Origin of the sequence: Saccharopolyspora hattusasensis, from assembly GCF_050972075.1 — a bacterium.
GTDB lineage: Bacteria > Actinomycetota > Actinomycetes > Mycobacteriales > Pseudonocardiaceae > Saccharopolyspora > Saccharopolyspora hattusasensis.
Genome location: NZ_JBPCDC010000001.1, coordinates 7,005,328 through 7,025,374, shown reverse-complemented (window position 1 = coordinate 7,025,374; position 20,047 = coordinate 7,005,328). Strand labels below are relative to the sequence as shown.

General features: G+C 67.0%; 14 protein-coding genes and 2 pseudogenes. 2 read left to right on the top strand and 14 right to left on the bottom strand.

The features are described 5' to 3' along the window. Nucleotides 1-65: 65 nt before the first annotated feature. Entirely contained in the window at nt 66-296 is a 231-nt protein-coding gene (locus ACRXBZ_RS33840) for a hypothetical protein (protein WP_433882529.1), read from the bottom strand. Between the two features lie 24 nt (nt 297-320). On the opposite strand from ACRXBZ_RS33840, the pseudogene ACRXBZ_RS33835 reads away from it, so the two are divergent. Further along, a pseudogene (locus ACRXBZ_RS33835) lies at nt 321-518 on the top strand (helix-turn-helix domain-containing protein); the annotation flags it as partial. A 243-nt stretch (nt 519-761) separates the two neighbouring features. Here the strand turns inward: ACRXBZ_RS33835 and ACRXBZ_RS33830 are convergent. From ACRXBZ_RS33830 to ACRXBZ_RS33810, 5 genes are all read right to left on the bottom strand, one after another. After that, nucleotides 762-1,103 (bottom strand): hypothetical protein, encoded by a 342-nt coding sequence (locus tag ACRXBZ_RS33830; protein ID WP_433884170.1) that lies wholly within the window; start codon nt 1,101-1,103, stop codon nt 762-764. Between the two features lie 15 nt (nt 1,104-1,118). Further along, complete coding sequence (locus ACRXBZ_RS33825; RefSeq protein ID WP_433882528.1) at nt 1,119-1,757, bottom strand: hypothetical protein; 639 nt, start codon at nt 1,755-1,757, stop codon at nt 1,119-1,121. Nucleotides 1,758-1,807: 50 nt separating this feature from the next. Then, complete coding sequence (locus tag ACRXBZ_RS33820; RefSeq protein ID WP_433882527.1) at nt 1,808-3,103, bottom strand: IS701 family transposase; 1,296 nt, start codon at nt 3,101-3,103, stop codon at nt 1,808-1,810. 112 nt (nt 3,104-3,215) lie between these two features. After that, on the bottom strand, nt 3,216-12,473 hold the full coding sequence (locus ACRXBZ_RS33815) for a WXG100-like domain-containing protein (protein WP_433882526.1): 9,258 nt from the start codon (nt 12,471-12,473) through the stop codon (nt 3,216-3,218). A 351-nt stretch (nt 12,474-12,824) separates the two neighbouring features. Next, a complete protein-coding gene (locus ACRXBZ_RS33810) occupies nt 12,825-13,136 on the bottom strand; it encodes a hypothetical protein (protein ID WP_433882525.1) in 312 nt (103 codons plus the stop codon). A gap of 494 nt (nt 13,137-13,630) precedes the next feature. On the opposite strand from ACRXBZ_RS33810, the gene ACRXBZ_RS33805 reads away from it, so the two are divergent. Then, on the top strand, nt 13,631-13,870 hold the full coding sequence (locus ACRXBZ_RS33805) for a hypothetical protein (protein WP_246868638.1): 240 nt from the start codon (nt 13,631-13,633) through the stop codon (nt 13,868-13,870). A gap of 355 nt (nt 13,871-14,225) precedes the next feature. Here ACRXBZ_RS33805 and ACRXBZ_RS33800 read toward each other — a convergent pair. The 8 genes and pseudogenes from ACRXBZ_RS33800 to ACRXBZ_RS33770 all read right to left on the bottom strand — a co-directional run. After that, nucleotides 14,226-14,369, bottom strand: a pseudogene (locus tag ACRXBZ_RS33800) (IS256 family transposase); the annotation flags it as partial. Nucleotides 14,370-14,438: 69 nt separating this feature from the next. After that, entirely contained in the window at nt 14,439-14,627 is a 189-nt protein-coding gene (locus tag ACRXBZ_RS33795) for a hypothetical protein (RefSeq protein ID WP_433882524.1), read from the bottom strand. Between the two features lie 20 nt (nt 14,628-14,647). Beyond that, complete coding sequence (locus ACRXBZ_RS33790; protein ID WP_433882523.1) at nt 14,648-15,532, bottom strand: HTD2 family dehydratase; 885 nt, start codon at nt 15,530-15,532, stop codon at nt 14,648-14,650. Nucleotides 15,533-15,615: 83 nt separating this feature from the next. After that, nucleotides 15,616-16,764, bottom strand: a complete 1,149-nt coding sequence (locus tag ACRXBZ_RS33785) for an acyl-CoA dehydrogenase family protein (RefSeq protein ID WP_433882522.1) — start codon at nt 16,762-16,764, stop codon at nt 15,616-15,618. Continuing rightward, entirely contained in the window at nt 16,761-16,868 is a 108-nt protein-coding gene (locus ACRXBZ_RS42195) for a hypothetical protein (RefSeq protein ID WP_490885430.1), read from the bottom strand. Before ACRXBZ_RS42195 ends, ACRXBZ_RS33785 begins: the two co-directional genes overlap by 4 nt. Next, complete coding sequence (locus tag ACRXBZ_RS33780; protein ID WP_433882521.1) at nt 16,841-17,620, bottom strand: HpcH/HpaI aldolase/citrate lyase family protein; 780 nt, start codon at nt 17,618-17,620, stop codon at nt 16,841-16,843. The genes ACRXBZ_RS42195 and ACRXBZ_RS33780 overlap by 28 nt, the downstream gene beginning before the upstream one ends. Next, complete coding sequence (locus ACRXBZ_RS33775) at nt 17,598-18,476, bottom strand: SMP-30/gluconolactonase/LRE family protein (RefSeq protein WP_433882520.1); 879 nt, start codon at nt 18,474-18,476, stop codon at nt 17,598-17,600. The genes ACRXBZ_RS33780 and ACRXBZ_RS33775 overlap by 23 nt, the downstream gene beginning before the upstream one ends. Further along, on the bottom strand, nt 18,469-20,037 hold the full coding sequence (locus ACRXBZ_RS33770) for a class I adenylate-forming enzyme family protein (RefSeq protein WP_433882519.1): 1,569 nt from the start codon (nt 20,035-20,037) through the stop codon (nt 18,469-18,471). The genes ACRXBZ_RS33775 and ACRXBZ_RS33770 overlap by 8 nt, the downstream gene beginning before the upstream one ends. Nucleotides 20,038-20,047 lie beyond the last annotated feature (10 nt).

Genomic DNA, 20,047 nt, shown 5'->3' with positions numbered 1-20,047 from the left:
TGGTCAGCTCATGCCGGAGGTCGGCCCGCGGTCGAGGCAACCGTTCCGGTGTGGACGGACGTTTTTCACCTCGTGTCGCGCCGGTCGCGACGTGTGGTCAGCCCTTCCGGCATGTCCGGCGGTGCGTGGCCTTGCCGCTTCATGTCTTCACGGAGCGCGTAGATATGCCGGAGAGCTGCCTCGAACTTGTGCCGGAGGTCGACCACTTCGGACTCTAGGTCGGCGACGGTCTCGGCCCGTTGCCGTTGGCGGCTGAGCAGGAGTCCGCCGATCGCGGTTTTTGATCGGGAACTCAAAGGTCTGATCTTCGTTGATCTGGCATGATCGCTGGTGTGCGGGATGCGCGGAGGTTATCGCCTGAGACGCAGGAGGATCTGCGGCGCAGGGTGGTAGCGGCTGTCCATGGTGGGATGACCCAGGCCGAGGCGGCGCAGGTGTTCGCGGTGTCGGCGCAGTCGGTGTCCAGATGGGTGCAGGCGTGGCGAAAACGCGGCTCGAAGGGTCTTGCCGCGCGTCGCCGGGGCCGCAAGGCCGGGGAGCAGAAAGTGTTGAGTGCCCGCCGGCAGCGCAAGCTGCGGTATGCGGTGGCCGAGCACACTCCGGCCACGTTCGGGCTGACCGGCCTGGTGTGGACCCGCAAGGCCGTGGCCGAGCTGATCCGGGTACGGCACGGCATCGTGTTGAGCCTGATACGAGTCCGGTTATCCCGGCGAAGATCGCGCCGACGAGTGCGGAGTCCACGATGGCCACACCTTCGGAGGTCACGCGGGCGGAGTCTGCGCCGGGTCGATCGGGACCGTGTAATCCGGGTACGCGACGAAATCGGTATTGATCTGTTCCACGGACCGCATTTCGGGCACGACGCCCATGTATGTGATCTGAGTTGCGTACCACTCGCCTTGATAGACGGGGAACTCGTACGTGCCGTACCGCTGTGTCGCGGACCGGACGGTCGCCGTCTGGTCGCCGTTGTCGATGAAATCGACGACGTTGCCGGAGTCGCGGCCGAGCTCGGCGAGGTGTTCACGGATCGCGGTCGTGTTGGTGCCGTTCCAGATCCACACGCGGTGAACCTGCGGGCGCGGCAGAACCTCAATGATCACAGGTGATTCCTTTCGTTACGGGCCGAGCCACACGGCGGTGAGCCCGGTTGCCCCAGCACGCCATACGTTTAGCGTCGTGCTGGCAGTCCAGTTAGCGGCGTAGATCGACACGGTTGCGTTGGCGGCGAGCCGAAGCACCGCCGAGCCCGACTGTGCGTCCATCGATGGACCGGTGATCGTGCCGTACTTCGTGTTGCCGTCGGTGAAGTTCGTAGCGTTTCCCGTTCCGGCGAACGCGGCGCGCACGGAGGTACTTCCCGTGTACTGCACGGAGAAAAGCACCATCCACAGACCGGCTTGTGTGACCGTGAGCGTCCCGGCCGACATCGAGCACCCGACGGGCGTGCCGATCGCGGTCGTGATGTCGGCGACCTTGACGCCGATCGCGCCCGCGCCGGACCCGCTGATCGCCGTTCCGACGACGTTGCCGCCCGCGTCCTTCCACTGTCCGAAGTACTGCCCGGCGTCGGTGCCGACGTCTGTGCTTTCGAGTGCGGTAATGCGGGTGCCGTAACTGTTCAGTGTGGACGTATTGCCGTTGATCGCGGTTGTGTTGCTGGCGATGTTCGTCGTGTTGGTGTTGACGGCGTCGATCAATGCGTTCTGTTCGCTGGCGCGGGCGACGTTTCCCGCTGTGACGTGAGGGATCGGCATGCGATCAGCTCCAAATAAAAGACTGGTCCCACAGTCCTGAGGTTTCTCAGTTATGCGGCGGATGAGGTGCTGGTCGAGGGCCTGGCGGGATCGACTGTGTTCTGGCCTGCGCTGATGGCAGTTATTCGGGCCCGGCGGAAGGCGATGAGCATGTCGTCGACGCTGACGTTGTTCTTCTTGCGGTTCCAGGGTGCTCGGGCGCGGGCGGCGGCCAGGTCCGCCTCGGGGGTGCCGTGTCCGGCGTACCACAGGGTGAGGATGGTCAGGCCGAGCATCGCGAAGGGCACGGTGCGCTCGACGGCGCGAGGCAGCCGGTTGGCGGCGTCGCCTGCGCCGATGAGGATCTTGGAGTCCTTGATCGTCTGCTCCACGCTCCAGCGGTCGGCGTAGCGGGCGATGACTGTTTCGGCTGAAGCGCTGGTGTCGGTGGACACCAGCGCGATGTCGTAGGGCCGGGCCGAGTCGGTCTCCTTGATCAGCACCACGGTGACCGGGGTACGGTGCAGCGAGCCCCACCACAGGCAGGTGACGGTGGCGATGTGCACGGTTTCGGTCTTGCCGTAGCAGGTGACTTCCGTGGTTCGCCAGGTGGCGGTGGCCGCGAGGTCGGTGCAGGTGCCGAGTTTCTCGCCTTTCCATCTGGGATGTCCGCGCTTGCCCGTGGGCTCGGGCGGTAGGGCATACAGCACGGCGTTGGCTGCCAGGCGGGTGGTGAACGTGGTGTTGCCGGGCAGCGTGCGCCACGCCGGTCCCCGGTAAGCGGCGTCGGCCACCACGTGGAGGGTGCGTTCGGGGAACGCGCGGGCGAGCAACCCGACCAGCGCCCGGGCCGCATCGGGCTTGGAGACACCGGATTTAGGGATATGCAACCGGAACAGGACCGGCAGGCAGACCGCCCTGGTCAAAAACGGCACGGTCACGACGAGTCCGACAACCACGAAGCAGTTACCCCGCCCGATCCCATCGCGGCCCTTCGCCGAGCCGTCGTGCTGCCAGAACACCCCGTGGGTCTTAGCGCCATAGCGGTGAAACAACGTGTCGTCGACCACCACCGTCACCGCCGCCCCGGCCGGGACGAAACGGGCCACCACCAGACGGGCCAGCAGCAACCCCAGCGAATCCAGATCCCAACGGGAATGGGAGAAAAACCGGTGCGCCCGAGCGTGGTGGGAGCGTCCCGCCAGTCCGGCCGCGCTCCACATTCCCGTCACCGTCCGGGGGCCTGTGGCTGCCAGCAGGCCGGTCACCAACGAGACGAACGTGGCGAACGTCGGCGCGGTGAACACCGAACGCACCCCTTCCAACACCGACAGCAAACAAGACGGTATGGTTCCCACAGGAAGCATCGGCGAATCTCCCGGACAACGGGCGGTTGTAAGCAACGCCGATGCTTCCTCCATCTTCAGGCCAACTCACGCCGCCACGCCGAGCACCTCGGCATCCACCCACCAGATCAACTCACCAAAAACTGAGAAACCTCAGAGCGGACGCGTCATCCGGCTTTGGTTGTTCCTCCTGGATCGGTTCCAGCCCTGATTTGGCCGTCACATAGGACGGTCCCGGCCGGTCCGCAGATGTTGCGGGACCGTTGTTCGGCGTCTGGACTGTCCTGGCCGTATCCGGTTTCGGGCTCGGGCGCGTCGACGTGGGCCGAGCGGTGTGGAACTCGTGTGCCAGGTTCCGCGAGAGTTCGTCGGCCAGGCCCTGGTCGTGCTGTGCCAGCGGACGCGCCAGCACCGCCGCCATGTCGTTGTGCAGCGCCAGAACCTCATCCGCGGTCCGGCCGTCCAGGGCGCGGAAATCGTGGTCCCTGGCCAGGACCGCCTCGGCCTGCCACCGCAACGATTCCTGTGCGAGCGCACTGAGCGTGCTGAAGACCGGCTTCGACTGTTCCGCCTCGCGCCGCAGGTCCTCGCGGGTCCACCCAAGGCCGTCCGGACTGACCGCGGATTCCGCAGGATCGCGCACGAGCGGGCCCGGCTCGATCCAGATGTCCACCCGCGTCGGCCCTTCGGCGTGCAAAAACTGCGGTGGCGCGATCAGTCCGGCGTCATTGACCCCGAAACGGGATTCGCGGGGGCGGTCATGCTGTGCAAGGTCAAGCATGCTTTCCAGGCCCTGCGCGACGATAAAGAAGTCTTGACCGGCTTGCGATGCGCCATTGGCCTTTCTGTCGAGATTGCCGCGCACGACGTAGCGGGCGCGGGGCCGGCGTCCCTCCCTTGTTGCATCGACGGCCTTGCGCGCCACCGGGAACAAGGCGTAACGGTTGTGCACCCGCGTCCGGGAATCCTCGCGGATGGTCAGGTTCGCGTCGGCTGGGGCACCCGCCAGCCCGGGGTCGGTGCGGGCGCGGACGAGTTGGGTCTCGTAGTCGCGCTTGGCCTGCCACCACTTGTGTTCGGCGTGCCGTGCACGTGTGTCCGCCTCGTCCCAGGCCTGCTGCGTTGTCTGCATGTGGGCCTGGGCTTCCGGCAGCTCCTCACGATCGGCCCGCTGTCGGACTTGCGTGGCCTGGGACAGGTGGACACGTGCGGCGCGTTGCTGGTCGCTCGCGGAGGTCCATTCCTGGTCCCGCTCGGCGAATTCCTTCGTCGCGGCCACCAACCCGGCCGGCAGCTCGCCGCTGCGGTCGCTGCGGCGGATCACATAACCGGCCTCGAACGTGGCGCTGACGCCGGCTCGCCGTTTGCCGAAGCTGTGCTCAGCGGGGGTAGCGAGCATGCGGAACTCCGCGCCGTGCAGCCAGGTGCTGGTGATGTCCTTCAACGGAGAGTCAAGGCTCTCCTGGGAAATCGTTTCGCGGGCCGTCTCTGATTTTGTGTGGTGTTCGGTTTCGGATTCGTGCCCGCCACGGGAAATGAGCGGAATGTTCCAGTCACCCACCTGGCCGAACTCGTGGCGGCCTTCCTCGTAGGTCTTCGCACCCTCGGGATGCAACACGCCGCTGGCGAACAACGGTGTGGCGAGAACGGCATGCCCGCTGGCCGAGCCGGCTTGGTGCTCGTCGGGCGAACGGTTGGTCGCCGAGCCATCCAGCATGATTCTCCCGCTGGTCGAGGAGAGCGCGCCCCGGTCCGGAATCTTGAGATACAGTTCGAGGTTCACGCCCAGCCCGGGCGGCAGCTCGACCGGCACAGGGGTGTGTTCCGGATCTGTCAACGGGCAGAGCAGCGCCTCCAAGCGGTGCGGGGTGAACCACGCCCGCAAGCTCCGGCGCGCCTCCGCGGTCACCGAGCCCCCCGCGGAGGTGATCGCGTGCTCGGCGGCGGCGATCAGGTCCTCGACACGCCCGCGGAACTCCACCGCCCGGAACTCCTTGGCACCGGGCAGAACCTCGGCGTCGTGGTCGGTCTTCCAGCGCTGGATGGCCTCATCCGTCGCCTGCGATGCCGTCAGATCGGTGATCTCGGCCGCACGGGACCGCTGGGCCAAATCCTCGGGCAGGGTGTCCTCGACCGCCGTGCTCACCCCGACGGTGCGAACGTCCGGGGCTTCGGCGAGCCGTTCCCCGTGGCGCTCGATGCGAACGTCGAAGATCACCTCGGCGCGGTGCGAAGCCAGCGCACCGGAGACCGTCTCGGAACTCGTGTAACTCGTTGTCGGGGTCTGCGTGCGGCTACGGACCTGCTTCCGCCATTCGGCGACGTGGAGGATTCCCAGGCCCAGCCTGCCGAATCCCGGCCCGTGCTGCGGGATCGATTCGCTGCCCGCCAGCCCGGCTGTCCCCGGGGAATCTGTCCCGCGCAGCAGGACACCCGGGATCGCGCCCGTCATGACTTCGAGGAGGACCCTGCTGCCACCGCGGATCTTGCTTGCGGTGATGGACGCCACGCTGGCCGTCGCAAGCCCGCCGTGCTTGATCCCGTCGGCCTCCGGCTCACCCAGAAGTTCGGCCCCCACGTGCAGTTCGTAGGTGTGGCCCCGCCAGCGGCCTTCCCACCGCAGTTGGGTGCCCGCCCCCCCGTTGTCGAGATCGCCGAGCTTGGCCTGCACGTTGGACAGGAAATGCCCGGCCGTGCGGTCGTTGCCTAGAGGGGTGTCCTGCGGGAAAACCGGCAGCAGCCCCTCGGCCGCCTCACGACCCAGTCGCTGGGAAATCTGCTCGCGCAGCAACGGAATCCGGTCACTTAGATCCACCGGTTCGGTGACCCCCCGGCTCCAGGACGGGGTGGCCAGCGTGTGCCCGGCGGGAACCTTCGCCACATCCTTAGGCGCCTCCAGCAATCCGGCGGGAACCTTCGCCACATCCTTAGGCGCCTCCAGCAATCCGATGGACGTCACCACCGGTTCCTTGCCGGCTTCGTGTGCTCGCTGCGCCTGAAGCTCGGCCTGCCTAGTCTTGATCTCCTGCAGCTGACGGTCGTCCACCAACACCGTCGCCGATTCAGGCAGCGTGAACCGCTCGGCGGAGCGGGCGGGCGGCTTGCCCTTGAACAACCCGATTTTGTCGATCTTGCCGACGGTCTTGACCTCGGCGCCGACGGTGGCCTCGAGGTCCACCGTGACCAGGTGGAGTTCCCGCGGTTTGCCCGTCTCCGACCGGGTGCGGCCGCTGTCGGTCGTATGTCCCCGTTCCCGCCGGTAGCTACCCGACCCCGGGGACAACTCTTGCATGAGCACACCGGATATGACGCCGGTGTGATCATCCACCGCGGCCATCGCGGGCTCGATGGAGTTCATCCAGGAGAAGGTGCCGGACTTGCTGCTGCCGGTGGTGCGTCCACCGGTCACCGACCGAGTCGGCCGCTCCCAGATCTTGACCGGATTACCGTCACCATCCAGCACCGGCACGGGGTTTTTCATCATGAACGAACACTCGACCACACCATGCTGATCCTGGCGGCGTTTCTCCACCGACAGCCCATCCACCCGGAACTTCTTACTGAAAGCACGCGCGGTCGCCCGCACCGCGTGAAGCGAGATCCCGCGATCGATCAGGTTCCCATTACCGCCCAGTTCCCACACCGAATGCCCGGAAAGAGCCCGGAGCTGCCGATACGCCGATTCCCGAAGATGTTTCAGACCATGCAAGGACACCACCGGCATACCATCGAAAACCCGGGACAGGCCCTGCCGCATCGTCTCCTCGTCATAGGACACCACGGTGTGCTCAACGGGTGTGACGGCAGCGGAACGCAACTGCTCCAACTGGGCTTTGAACTGGTCGGCCTGCCACGCAGGCAGTTCCACGACGATGTCGGTCTCCACCACACCCGCACCCCGGCCCTCCTCCAGGGCCGAGGCATCCACAATCGGCAACTTCTCAACCGTCGGCGTGTGCATCCCCGGCCTGCCGATCGTCACGCCCTTGACCAGTTGGTTCCATTCCTGCCAGTGCGTCCCCGACACCGTGTACCGCACCCGGTAGGCCAGCCGCTTGCGGGGTTGCGCACCCACTCCACCGGTCGCGGTCGGCTGCGTCCCCCGATCACCGCCGAAGGACAATGAAATGTCCTCCCCCACGTGCGAGGACGTGCCCCGTTCGAAACCGAACTTGTGGTAGCTGGTGACCAGGGAGAAATTGCCGGCCAACAGCGTGTAGACGCGGGCCACAAAACCGACCCCGGCCCGCCACGTCACGCCCCTGCTGTGCTTGGCCGACTCCGATTCGGAGATCCGCACCCCCGTATCGGTCTCGCCGACCGCACCCAGATCCCGGACCTCGGCCACCTCCGCGGTCACCTTCAGTGACACGTGATAGTCGTGTCCCCGACCGTGCTCGACCATCTCGATCGACGCGGCCTGATCGGTGAGCATGTCCTCGACCACCCGCGGGGACGACAAATGGGTGCCCGCCAGCGCACCGTCGATCTCATTGCCCCGCGCCAGCTGCTCCTGGGCCTTGCCCGGGATTCCCTTGACCAGCTTGGGATCACCGAAATCGATCACGAGATCGGTGTCCCGCCACGCCCACCGGTGATGCCCCGGAACCTTATGCGCCGAGTCCCGAAGGATCCTGGCCAGCTTCGCCCCCGCACCACTGGATGCCAGCGCCATGCGAGTGATACCGGCCACGCCATTCGGGTCTGGCTGGCCGTCCTCGCCCAGCAAACCGGCTTCCCGCGCGGACTCCGACGGCGTCCAGTGCACGCCATCGATGGCGTCATGGAACGTGATCGGGGAGGACCGACCCGGCAACCGGACCTGCAAGTCGTACACAGTGTGGTAGCGCACGATCTGGACCGTGCGGGACGCGGTGTCGTCGGCCTTCGCCGAGGTCGTGAACTCCTGGTCACGGCTACGGCCGGCACCGGCCGCGGCAAAAGGCCCCGCCGCCGCGGTGACCATCCCGACGTCCACACCGGGCCCGGAGGCCCCCGAGCCCTCACCCGCACGCCCCGAACCATGCACGTTCACCGCGTCAGCGCCCCCGGCGGAAGCCGACTCCCACCGCGCGTTGTCCATCGTCTCCAGGTAGCCGACCCGCTTGGCCACGGCCCGCATCTGCACACCCTGGGAACGGCTGGAGAACAAACGCCTGAACGAGTTGCCCGAGCGCAGCGGCGTCTCCAACGTCACCCAGCCCCGGCCGGCGGCGGCCGCGTGCTCGCTCACCCGCATCTCCGGCAGCAGCCGCTCGACATTGCCCTGGCTCACAAACTCCTGCAGGGCTTCCCGCGAGTCCTCATCCAGCGACCCAAGCTGGGCGGCCATCTGATCATAGATCCCCGGCGGCTCCCCGGATCTCGTCGTCTTCGCCGGCAAGGGCTTGCCCCGATACCAACCGCGTGTCGACCCCCGGACCGTCGCCCCCTCCAGCACCGAAACAGGCAACTCACCCGGCATCGGCACAACGCGTGCACGCGTCATGGGCTGCAAACCCTCGGGCACGCTCAACGTGGTGCCCACCGGGCCGGCGTCAGGACGATCACGCCCACCGACGATCGTGACAGGACCAGTGCTGTGCCCGTCCGCATCAACCCGCGACACCCGGAACGTCACCGGCACGAACACCGGCCTCGCCCCGGCGTATTCACTGTCACCGCCCGGCGTTGCACGCTCCGGCAACGCGATACGCACCGACTGACCGTGCGTGTCGGTGTGGCTCGTGGCGCGGTGGGAAGCCAAACCAGTCGGCAGCTCCATAGCACCCAAAGCGAAAAGGCCCGGCACGGCGGGCATGAAGAAAATCTGCCGGTAACGCGGCCGATGACTGAACGCATTCGACGCCCCCGCCTTATGATCGGCTGTCCAGGTGGCCGACTGCTCGGTAGCGTTTCCCTCCACCGCTTCGCTGCCTCGCCAATCGAACTTGGCCTGCACCAGCACCCGCACGCCACCGACCTTGAACTTCCTGCCCCCACGACGCAAGCTCCGGACCTCGTTGAGCACGGCATGCTCCACCGCGTCGATGCCGACCGGCTCGGTACCCTCAGGCACCAAACCCCGCACGGCCTCGACCACCCGATCCGCACCCACCGTCTGGACGATCTGCGGCGCCGTGCCCAGCCAATCGCTCCGGCGGAGATCACGGGGAATCCGCAACCGGGAACCGTCCTGACGGGCATCGACACCGTCAACCCGCTCCCGAACACCGGCCGTCTCATCCGGCGGTTTGCTGTCATGGGAGGAATCACCGGGCGGTGCGACCCCATCCGTCCGCTCCGACGGTTCGGTCGGGTCGGTCAGGACCGTTCGATCACTCTGCCCCGTTCGATCAGCGGAATCCACCAAACTGCCGCTATCAGTATCCGAACCGGACGAACCCCAGAGCGACCGGGCCCCATTGTCAGCGGAGTCATCCTGGTTCCTCCCCACACCAGTCCAGGTCTGACTGCGTCGCGGACCGTTCTCACCAGCGGAGACAGCATCATCGTCCACAACGGACTCCACGGCACGCACTGGGCTCCGGGACGGCCCGTCTTCGCCCAAGCGCCGAAGCCGCCTCAGGCTCTCCTCGAACTTCGCGAAATCGCTCTCGGCGTCATCGGTCACCTCATCCAACACATGCGCATTGGCAGCGGATGTGCCAGGGCTCGGCTCGGCGTCCGGTTCCGGACTCGGGCGCCCGAACGTCCCCGCATCGCAATCAATACTCTTGGTGTCATCCACCACATCCTCAGTGGACTTCGACCCCGCACTGCCAGTGGACGGCGACAGCCCGTTCCCACCTGGCTCCGGCCCCGCGCCCGCACCAATATGCATCAGCCGGATCATTTGGCGCTGCAGCTCTACACGCCGTTCCACCGCAGCAGATTCATCATCCGGGAAACGCAGGTACTGATGTGCCATCAACACCCGAGCCACCCGGTACTCCTGAAGCGTCGGGCCCAGAATGCTGTCCGCGCGCGCAGACGCCTCGCGTTGCCTGTCCAAGTCAGCCCCCGCCAACTCACTCAGCGCAACCCTGTAGGACTCTTGCAAAGGCTCAGGGTTCGTCCCACTGCCCACACTGGACGCGGATACTCGCTCCTCAGACCCACTGGTGCGGCCCGGGCTTTCAGTGCGCTCGCCCCACGTCGTGTCCGCCCCGACACCGCGTGTGGTGGTCGCCGCGAGCTGTGCGTCCCCGGCCACCGGCCTAGCCGATCCGTCCGGACCGAATACCGTCCACTGCGGCTCGCGCCCACCCTGTTCCGAGGTCATCGCGACAACGTTCCGCCCCATACCCTGTGCCAGAGCCGAACCCTGACCAGGCGACACCACCGCACCCGCATTCGGATTGCCCTGGGACACCAGCACCACAGGACCACCCCTGGAATCCGTGACACCGCCCTGCACGAACTCCGCCAGCCCGCCACGAGCAACCACATCCGTGGGCACCGGCACCCGCACCGTGTCCGCTGGCAGGCCCGCAGGCAATACCGCCGCCGGGTTCTGTTGCAGATACGGCGCCGTCGGCGACCCCTCCACCGACGGTGTCGCCGAATCCGGCGACACCACAGCAACATCCTGGCGATGCGAAACCATTTGCCCGGCAAGGGAGTCCACACCGGAATTCCCATGGCGGCCGGTCATCCCCTTCGCCAACAAAGCACCTGCGGGAACACCACCGTCGGAGTCCACAACAGACACGGACCTGCCAGTCTCCGGCAGCGTGGTATCCGCGGGGGCACCAAAAGCATGTGGGGTCACGGCCGGTGAGTCCGCTGTCGGCAAGGTAGGCACCTCAAGCGGCCGGTTCCCAGGCGCATCCACACCATGCACCCCGGGCACCGGATCGCCACCGGCAACCGGACGGTACGCCGGCGGCGGTGCGCCCGGCTGGTCCTGCCCGGAACCCGCTACCTCATCGGAATGTGCCGGCGGCGGTGCGCCTGGCCGGTCCTGCCCGGAACCGGGCACCATCGGGACACCACGAGCGGCCTTCCCGCCCGGCATGCTGCCCTCGGCACCCCCTTTACGGTCCGTGCCTCCCTGACCGTCCTTACCCGCCATGTCACCAAAGGCCGGACCGGCACCGGAGACCACCAGCCCGTCACCTGAAGACACCGGCACAGCAGCCGAATCCACCGACCCGGTATCCGATCCCGAGATAACAGAATGCACATCCGAGCCATCCGAGAAGTCGGACGTGCTGTCCTTGCCCGGGGAACCAGGGAAATCCCCTGTCTGCGACCTGGACCCTATCCCCAGTAGCGGGGTCTTCTCCCCACCGGACCCGCCACCATCGTCGCTGCCGCCCCCGCCCCCGCCGGTGTCCTCGAGGTACGGGCTCGGGCCTTCCGGGTGCAGCTTGCCCCGCAACGCCAAACCCGCCAGAGTGCCCAGACCGCTGAACACCGTCTCGAACCCACCCGCCGACAACGAATACGGGTTCCACGTCAACGGCCCACCCTGCAACAACTGATAAAACGCTTCCCCGAAAAGCTCCGACAACGAGCCAGCCACCGCGTCCCCCACGCTATGCCCGAACCGCGCCAGCCACATCGCCCCCACCGACATCCCCGCATAGTCATCCAGACTCTTGCCCACCGCGTCCGCGAACTTCGCCATCGCCGATACCGGATACAACTCCGCGTGCTCGGCCACCGCTTTCTTCGCCGCCGCCTCCAGGATCGCCGCGTCCACGTCATCGCCCAGGCCCTTCACCAGGACCTTCGTCAACGTGTTGCTGACCAGACCGCCCAACGCCGACAACGGCAGCGACACCAACGCCGAGAACGCCCCCATCCCTGCCGACTGCGCGGTCAGGGTCCCGTCCCACTGGAAACCCTCACCCACCATCTGCAACTGGGCCTGCACATCCGGCATCACGTTGAACGTCACACCACCGGCCGCCGCCGTCGCCAACCGCATGAACAACTGACCCCACCACCGCGACAACAACATCCGCATCACCGCCATCCGCGCCGCCAGCCACAACAGCGACGCACCAGCGGTCGCCCCCGCAAACTGCATCGCCCACGCCATCTCCAACAACAACAATTCCAACCCATATATCGTCACCAGCTTCAGATACCGCACCTGCTGTGCCAGATACCGCATGAACACCGCCAACTCCCGCAACGCCGCCTCACCCGAAGACAACAACCCATCGAAAACCGCCAGCCCTCCCGCGAACCGGTCCGCTGCCTTTCCCGAAAACTCCGTCCGCACCTTCCCCACCAACTCCGCCACCAACGCCCGCACCTCACCCAGCCCCGCCGCACCCGACTCCAACGCATCCGCCACCGCGAACAACAAACCCTCATCCGCATCCGTCATATCCTCACCCGTCAGCACCTGGAAAAGCCGCCGCACCTCCTCCGGCACCATGATCGACGAAAACATCACAACCACCCGGCCCCAGTGCCGCCACAACCCGGAACAGCACCAGCAGACACCGGAATCAGGCCTCCCACTCCACTGGATGCCCGCACCGTGATCCACGAGCGCGGTAACACTGCTTCCAAGGCGAAAACGGATAGTGCACGCTCCCAGCAGCAACGACTAACGTCAAAGCCACCGAACCGGCGAACCTCTGCCCCAACGCCATCGACCAAGCCCACACCGCCACAGAGACCGGCCTGGAACACGTCGGCAACCGCCACCAACCGTGCCTCTCCTTCCTTGGCCACGCGGGACTCCCCCCTATGAATCAAGACCACCCCAATAATGAAAGATCCTTAACACACATATCTTTCATGCAATGGCGCCGGGACACCTCACAACAAGGACGGCAAACCGCCGCTTGGCAAGAACAGCATCGGGCGTCTCACTCATCGTCCAGCGTCTCCCGGCTCGCGTGGAAAAGCTCTGCGCGGCGGCCGTGGCCGTGGCCGGAATCACGATGCCTCCACTGCGGTACGGCAGATGGCCGATTACAGTCTTGACCGATGCCCGCGTCAGGCATAGCCTGAATGCGCCGCTGCGCTCGCCAGTATGGCCGACGAACAGCCTTGTGATGACCCAATCATCCACCGCGCCATCGAGAGCTCGTTCCACGCCGAACAAGCAACCTTCTAGATGTGTGCGCAGCCAACGGATCTGCCGCGAGGTGAAGCCCCCATTACCCGGTCATTTTTCCGACCCAAGATGATCATCTTCCCATCCCACTGACCAACTGAGACAATAGTTCCAGTATGACGGCACAACAGGAGACGCGAACATGAACAACAGCCACAACTGCCCGAAAGCCGATGGCCATTGCCCAAAGTTCGCGACGACAGGAACATTTCACGACACATTTACATGCCGACACCCTAACCCGAAACATACCACTGCCTCACTGCTGCCCGAAAGATCCAGGGGCTGTCAAGTTTTCGGTGTAACTGTTGTTTTCGGTTTTATCGGCGTCCGGCGGACAGGCGTCCGTCCAGGGCGTGTGCAAGGTTGACCTGTCCGGTTTAGGTAGTTTCGGATAGGGAGGTGGGTGGCAGGTTGGCCAGGTGGGTGGCAGGTTGGCCAGGTGGGTGGCAGGTTGGCCAGGTGGGTGGCAGGTTGGCCAGGTGGTGGACCGTTTCGATACCGGCGGCTTTGCCGTTCGGGCGGCGCCAGCGCCATATCCGGATGCCCTGCCGGGCCCCGAGCAGATCGGTTCGCAGGTTTCCGTCCAGAACAAGGACCTTTCAGGCTGCGGGCCCTGGCACGTCCGTGCCCGTCCACGATTTCCATTGAAATTGCGGAGGTTGTCCACAGGCATCGGCGTGTCGGGGTGCGACACGCCGACGGTCCGCAAGTTCCATTGAAATCGAAGGTTCGATTTCAATGGAACTTGCGGGTTCTCTCCACCGAGACGGACTCGATGAACGTCTTCGCACCGGCGTTCACCGCCAGGGCCGGCAGAGTCGGCAGCAACGGCAACCCATACAGGATTCCCCGCCCACCGCCTCCAGAGCCCGCCAGAGACCGTCCACACGACCCCGCAAGGACTCGACTGTGACGGTGGGCCGGTCAAGCACAACCCGAATCAGGGAAGCCAAGAACACAAGAGCGCGGCTCCTGGATAGACCGTCACGGCTTGGACAACCCGATGATCTCCCACCGGAAACCGCGCCCTCGTCTCGCGTCCCACCTGGACAGAAACCCGCCGCAACCCTCAGATCAACCTTGCACACGCCCTGGGCGTCCGTCGAAGGTGATCTCGAAGGCGTTGAGGGCCTTCTTCCAGCGGTTGGACCAGCGCTTGCGGCCCGTCCCGGTGGGATCAAGACTCGTGATTGCGAGATAGACGCACTTCAAGGCAGCCCCAGGGATCCGGCAAGTTCGTTGAATCCTATGTCTGACCTGTGTTTTCGTGTGGATGGGCATGGTTCATCATGCGGTTTCGATGAGGGTGAGGGTGCGTTCGGGGAATCTGGCGTGGTCGCGGTTGGCTTTTTTGATGTTGGTGGCGCCGTCGAGGCGTAGGAGGCTGATCGCGGTTGAGCGGATGGTGGCCATCACGCGTGGTGCGTTTGCGGTTCTGATCAGGGACTTGTCCTCGCCGTAGGTGACGTCACGCACCCAGTGCAGGCGGTTGTCGCCTAGTAACCGGTCATCGAATCCGGAACCCGTCCCTCTACGCCGTCAGGCAGGGGAGTGCCTTCCTGCTGGAGTTCGATGGTCAGGCTGGTGTGGGGGCCACCAGCCGGGCCGAAGAGGTCCATGTCGACGCCGTATGGGGTGCGGTGGCCGTGGAGCCGGGCGGGCTGGCCGCAGAACAGCGGTGTCTTGTTGCGGTGGGTCAGCCGGGTCAGGCGCCCGGACAGGTGTTCCAGTCGCAGCACCTCGGCGAGCGCCAGGGTCATCAGCGGTCCGTGCGCCACCAGTCCTGGATAGCCCTCGACGCGGGTGGCGTAGGGCCAGTCGTAGTGGATCCGGTGTGCGTTGGCTGTGACGGCGGAGAAGCGCATCAACAGGGTCGGATCGATGGCGAAGTCCCAGGTCCACTCACCCGCCCGGTGGAACGGGGCACCGACAGGGCGGAACTGCGCGGCGTCCGCCACCGACGCGACCTCGGCGGACGGTGCCCCGGCCTCGCGGTAGATCAGGTCCTGCCGTTCGTCGATCGCCAGGCCACCGTCGGCTTTGAACAGCTGGGTACGCACCACCACCACGACGAGTTTCCCGGACCGGCCCTGCTTCTCCGTCACCGAGTCCACAGTGGATTCGCGATGCACCGTCTCGCCGACCCGGAGCCGATTGTGGAAGGTCAGCTCGCCTCCGGCAAACATCCGCCGCGGCAGGGCGATCGGGGGCAGGAATGCCCCGCACGACGGATGTCCGTCGGTGCCCAGCTCCGAGGAGATCGGCCAGCGGGGCAGCGCCACCCAATGCCACAGCGGCGGGAGCTCGTCACCTGGCCCAGGCCCACGCAGGCCGTTGTCGAAAAGCCGCGCCAGCGCGTCGACCCGACCCGGGTCGATCACCTCGCGGGTGCTCAGCGTGTGCGGTTTCCATTGCGCTATAAAGGTTACCTGAACCTTCCGCCGGTCACTGCCGTTCCTGGCAGTCAGATCTTGTTGCGGGCGATGAGCTGCGCCGCGATCACGTTGCGCTGGATCTCGTTGGTGCCCTCGCCGACGATCATCAGCGGTGCGTCCCGAAAATAGCGTTCGACGTCGAACTCCTTGGAGTAGCCGTAGCCGCCGTGCACCCGCACCGCGTCCAGGGCCACCTGCATCGCGGTCTCGGAGGCGAACAGCTTCGCCATGCCGGCTTCCATGTCCGCGCGCTGACCGGCGTCCAGCCGCTCGGCGGCGTCCAAGGTCAGCAGCCGCGCCGCGCGCATCCTGGTGGCCATGTCGGCGAGCAGGTTGCCCACGGACTGGTGCTTCCAGATCGGCTTGCCGAAGGACTCCCGTTCCTGCGCGTACCGCACCGCGGCGTTGAGCGCGGCCTGACCGACACCTACCGCGCGCGAGGCGACCTGGATCCGCCCGACCTCCAGGCCGCGCATCATCTGCGGCCAGCCCTGGTGCGCGGTTCCGCCGAGCACGGCGTGTCCGGGCACGCGCATCGCGTCGAAGATCAGCTCGCACGCCTCGATGCCGCGGTAGCCGAGCTTGGGCAGCTTCTTCGAGATCGTGAGCCCGTCGCCGGGCTCGACCAGTAGCACGCTCATCCCGCGGTGCGCGGGCTTCGCGTCGCGGTCGGTGATGCACAGCAGGCCGATCAGCCCGGAGTGCGCGGCGTTGGAAATCCACGTCTTTGACCCGGTGATCGACCACCCGTCCCCGTCGGGCACGGCGTGAGTGCGCATCGCCTGCAGGTCGCTGCCGCCGCCGGGCTCGGTCAGCGCCATGGTTGCGCGGATGGTCCCGTCGGCCATCTTCGGCAGGTACCGCTCGCGCTGCTCGGGCGTGCCGAAGGTGTTGATCAGGTAGGTGATGACGGAGTGGCCGCCGATCGCGCCGGCCAGGCTCATCCAGCCCCGGGCCAGTTCCTCGGTGACCCGCGCGAAACACGCCGTGCTCACCCCGACGCCGCTGTAGTCCGCGGGCGCGAGCAGACCGAAGAACCCGAGCTTCTTCATCTCTTCGATGAACTCGGCCGGGTAGATGTCGTCCTCTTCGAACTCGCGCACCCGAGGGCGCACCCGCTCGTCGACGAACTCCGAGACCAGTGCGACCATCTGCCGCTCGTCCTCGCTGAGCTTCACTGCCCACTCCTTTGCGTTGCCTGCCGGAGGATGCGGCGTGCGCGGTCCAGCACCGGCTTGTCGATCATCTGCCCGTTCACCGTGACGACCCCATCCGCCGACACCGCGTCGAGGACGGTCCGCGCCCAGCCCACCTCGGCGTCCCTCGGGCGCAGTGCGGCCGCGGCCACCGGACCTGCTTCGGGTGCGCGCACAGCTTCCCGGTGAACCCGAGTTGCCGGGCGTGGCGGGCGTCGTCGGTGAGCAGGTCTTCGTCGTGCAGGTCGCAGGTGACGCCGTCGATCGGACCGGCGAGTCCGGCAGCGGCCGATACCAGCACCAATGCGCCGCGCGCGGGCCCGAGCGCCTCGCGGTCAGTCGGGGCGACGCCGAGCTGCGCGGCGAAGTCGAAGCTGCCGAACGCCAGCCGCCGCATCCCGGGCACCGCCGCGATGTCGCGCGCGTCCACCACGCCGCGCGCTGTCTCGATCAGCGCGAGGACACATCCGGTGTCGCCGAGGGCCGCCGCCAGCTCGTGCAGCACGACCAGGTCCTCGGCCTTCGGCAGCATCACCGCGCGGCCGGGTGCGGTCACCGCGGCCACGTCCCGCCGGTACCACTCGGTGCCCGCCACGTTAATCCGGACAGCGCACTCGTGCCCGCCGGCCAGCCATTCCGCCACGTGCTTTCGCGCGTCGTCCTTGCGGTCAGGGGCCACCGCGTCTTCCAGGTCCAGCACGACCAGGTCGGCGCCGGCCGCCGCGGCCTTCGCGAACGCTCCGGCCGGTCGCCGGGGACGAACAGCAGGGTCGCCGCGTCCCGCACGCGTTCCGCGATGCCCAGCGGCCGTTCGCTCATGCCCGCCGCCGGGCATCATCGAGACTCCTCGATGCGTTGGGCAGGAGATGCCGGGGGCCGGTGGCGACATCGGCCAAGGCCAGCACCCGGCCGCCCTTGGCCGCGGTGACGACGAGCGTGTCGCGTGCCGGTCCGGCGAAACACAGGTTGGTGGGGAAGGTGCCCGCCGGAAACCGGACCGGGGTGCGGGGGCTGCCGTCGGCGTCGGTCACGGCGATCTGGTCCGCGTCGGGCACGGCCGCGTAAAGCCGCCCCTCGACGTCGAACGCGAGCCCATCGGGACCGCCGGGGAGTTCGGCGAAGACGCCGTCACACCGCAATGCGCGCCCGTTCCAGGTGTAGCGCACCAGGCGGCGTTCCCGGGTGGCGGCGACGAACAACTGGGTTCCGTCCAGGGCGAAAGCCAGCCCGTTGGGGAAGTCGATGCCCTCGGCCATCACTTCGAGGCGGCCGCCGCGCGGATTGTAGGCGTACACCTGGCCGGGGCTCTCTTCGTGCGGGCTGCCGGGGTCGGTGAACCAGATCCGTCCGTCCGGTCCGCGCACGAGGTCGTTGGGGGAACGCAGGCCGGTGCTGACCGCGTCGAGGACCGTGTCGCCGAGGAGGGTCTGGAGTCCGGGGGCGGCCGCCCGGCGCGAACTGCTGGGCCGCACCGATCCGCCGTTCTGGGCGACCCAGACCCGGCCATGTTCGTCCTCGGCCAGGCCGTTGGGTCCGCCGCCGGTCTCGACGCGGCGTACCACGGCGCCGGTGCGGTGGTCGAGTTCGAGGACCTGGCCGCGGGACACACTGGTCACCAGCAGACGGCCGTCGCTTGTCCACAAAGGACCCTCAGTGAAGCCGATACCGCTTGCGAGCAAACGGATCTCAGGCATCGAGCACCTCCCGCAGCTTGAGCTTGCTGACCTTGCCGGTGTCGGTGAGCGGCAGGTCGGGCCCGGCCATCAGCACGAACCGGGCGGGCACCTTGTAGCTGGCCGCGTTGGCCCGGATGTGGGCGGTCACGTCGGCGATGAGACCGTCCTGATCGGCGTCGGGGTCGCGCGGCACCAGGACGCAGGCCATCACTTCGTCACCGCCGGCACCGGGCAAGCCCATGACGAAGGCCTGATCCACCCCGGGATGACCGATGAGGACCTCCTCGACCTCGGCCGACGCGATGTTGATGCCCTTGATCTTCATCATCTCCTTGCTGCGTCCGGCGAAACGCAGCCGGCCGTGCTCGTCGAGCGACCCGAGGTCACCGGTGCGGAACCAGCCGCCGGGCCGGATCGCTTCGGTGTCGAGGTCGGGTGCGTCGAGGTAGCCGCCGATCACGGCGCCGGACAGCTCGATCTCACCGCTCACACCGGCCGGGCACGGTTCGCCGGCGTCGCCGACGATCCGGATTCGCTGCGTGGGCAACGCGGTGCCGCAGGTGTGCAGCTTGACCTCGACGGGATCCAGGGCGTCGCTGACCGCGGAGTGGCCATAGGCCTCGGTGAGCCCGTACATGCTGCAGATCTGGGTGACCCCGAGTTCCTCGATGGCGAGGCGCTTGTCCTCGGCGGTGAAACCGGTGGTTCCGGTGCGCAACGACGAAATATCGCGCTTCCCGAACGAGGGCGCCGACAGCAGCGCACGGGTGGTCGGAGCGAGTCCATAGTAGACAGTGCAGCGCTCGCGTTCGATGAACTCCAGCGCCGCTTCACCGTCGAGCCGTTCCTGCAGGCACAGGGTCGTGGCGTGGGTGAGGGCGACGGGCAGCGCGTTGGCGGTGCCGTAGCCGAAGAAAAAGGGCGCGGAGATCCACAGCCGGTCGCCGGGGCGCAGGTGCTGGCGGCGGCCGATCTCCCGGGGATTGGCGACCAGCGGACCGTGCCGCAGCGGGACGGGTTTGGGTTTCGCGGTGCTGCCGCTGGTGAACAGGATCGCCGCCAGATCGTCCGGCCCGACCGGCACGTCCACGGGTGCGCCGGCAGGCAGAGCCGGGGGTACTTCGGCGCCGGCGGGCCAGGTGAGCGCGCCGAGGTAGTCGCGCCGGGACTCGCCGAAGATCTCGCCGTAACCGGCCTCGGCGAGGTCGGCGAGCACGTCGCGGCCGAACAGCTTGGCATCGGTGATCACGGTGCGCAGGTGGGCACGTTCGATGACGTAGGCGTACTCGGAGGAGCGGTACCACGTGTTGATCGGGACCGCGACGAGCCCGGCCAGCTGCGCGCCGAGCGTCGCGGTGAGCCAGCGCAGCCCGTTGGGCAGCAGCACACCCACCCGGCCGCCCGGCCGCAGGCCCGCAGCGGCGTAGCCCGCCGCCACCCGCTCACAGGAGCCGAGCAGGGCGGCGAAGGTCGCGCGACCGTCCGCGGCGACGACCGCCTCGGTGTCGCCGAAATGCTCGCCCAGCGCGCGCAGCACACCCGGCAGCGTCGTCTGGTTCAGTAATCGGTAATGATCCACAATGGACTCC